The organism is Nonomuraea sp. NPDC049784 (genome assembly GCF_040659615.1).
Classification (GTDB): domain Bacteria; phylum Actinomycetota; class Actinomycetes; order Streptosporangiales; family Streptosporangiaceae; genus Nonomuraea.
The window spans coordinates 1-1,702 of the sequence record NZ_JBFAMX010001139.1 but is presented as its reverse complement, the minus strand read 5'-3'; the positions used below and the strand labels follow the sequence as shown (position 1 = coordinate 1,702).

Genomic DNA, 1,702 nt, shown 5'->3' with positions numbered 1-1,702 from the left:
AGTGGCCTTGCCTGGAAGTCTCTCGGGGGTTGACTTTCGGATCTGGTGTGGTCAGTCCGTGAGGGGGGTCACGTAGAGGTCGCAGGCCAGGTCGAGGGCTTCCTGTGGGGTGCCGATGAACCAGGGGGTGGGTTGGTACTTGCCGTTGCTGGGGGTATGGATCGCCAGTCCCCAGTAGTGAGCCGAGCCGCTGTAGCGCAGCCGCATCAACGGCAGCCGGGCGCTGTCGGCCAGTTCACCTTCGACGTAGGCGAACTGGCCGTGATAGCGGACATCCACTCTGCTCAGCTGCGGCCAGTTCTCCTTGGCATGCAGCCACAGCCGCTGCGCCAGGGACGTCTTGGTGGAGGCGGGGATCGTCGGCACGAGGGCTATCCTGCCCGCTCGGCGTGTCAGATCACCACAAGCTGATCATGATCGGGCAAGGTCGGCGGGTCACCATGTGGATCTCTCGCAGAAAGCCCCCGAGTGCCCCGCTGCCGCGCCCGTCAGATCATCTTGACCGCCACCGAACGGCGGCGGCTCAAGCAGCTCGCCCACTCCCATTCGGCCCCGTATCAGCTGGTGATCCGCGTCAGGATCGTGCTGGATGCCGCCCACGGCCACTCCAACAACGCCATCGCGCGCCGGCACGGGGTGAGCGTGGACACGGTCCGCCTGTGGCGGGGCCGCTACGACAGCGAGCAAGGCATGGAAAGCCTGACCGACCGGCACCGGCCGGGACGCCCGCCGCGTATCACTGCGCTCCAGCGGGCTCAGATCACGGCACTGGCCTGCCAGTTACCGGCCAAGACCGGGACTCCGCTGTCGCGGTGGAGCAGTAGCGAACTGGCCCGCGAAGCCGTCGCCCGCGGCCTGACAGCGACGATCTCGGCCTCCACGGTGCGCCGGATCCTGGCCGAGGACACACTCAAGCCCTGGCAACACCGGTCGTGGATCTTCATCCGTGACCCGGCCTTCGCCGTCAAGGCCGCCCGCGTGCTGGAGTTGTACGCCCGCACCTGGGACGGCGTCCCGCTCGGCGACGACGAGTATGTCATCAGCGCCGATGAGAAGACCTCCATCCAGGCCCGCTGCCGCTGCCACCCCACGCTGCCGCCCGGCAGATCGCGGATGATGCGCCTCAACCACGACTACGACCGCGGCGGCGCGCTGGCCTACCTGGCCGCCTACGACGCCCACCGCGCCCACGTCTTCGGCCGCTGCTCGCCCAAGACCGGCATCGTCCCGTTCATGGACCTGGTCGAACAGGTCATGACCCAGCAGCCCTACGCCTCGGCCAAACGGGTGTTCTGGATCGTCGACAACGGCTCCTCCCATCGCGGCAAGGCCGCCGCCGACCGGCTCACCGCGCGGTTTCCTAACGCGGTGATGGTGCACACTCCCGTGCACGCGTCCTGGCTGAATCAAGTGGAGATCTTTTTCTCCATCGTGCAGCGCAAGGTCGTCACACCCAACGACTTCACCAGCCTTGACCAGGTCGAAGACCGGCTGATCGCCTTCGAGCGTCGTTACAACGAGACCGCCCGGCCCTTCAGATGGAAGTTCACCCCGGCCGATCTCGAGGACCTGCTGGCCCGGATCGAGCGACACGAACAGAAAGAGTCGAACTCCCAGCAGCCCGCCGGCTGCGACCATCAGCCTGCCGTACTCGACGCAGCCGCGTAACCCCCGAGAGATTTACGCAGATGACCACTTAGCC

General features: G+C 66.7%; 2 protein-coding genes. One reads left to right on the top strand and one right to left on the bottom strand.

The window, feature by feature from the left end:
* Positions 1-51: 51 nt before the first annotated feature.
* On the bottom strand, positions 52-366 hold the full coding sequence (locus AB0J09_RS64110; protein ID WP_358204666.1) for a hypothetical protein: 315 nt from the start codon (positions 364-366) through the stop codon (positions 52-54).
* A 132-nt stretch (positions 367-498) separates the two neighbouring features.
* Here AB0J09_RS64110 and AB0J09_RS64105 point away from each other — a divergent pair, with 132 nt between their 5' ends.
* On the top strand, positions 499-1,668 hold the full coding sequence (locus AB0J09_RS64105) for an IS630 family transposase (RefSeq protein ID WP_360714230.1): 1,170 nt from the start codon (positions 499-501) through the stop codon (positions 1,666-1,668).
* The last annotated feature ends 34 nt before the right edge of the window (positions 1,669-1,702 follow it).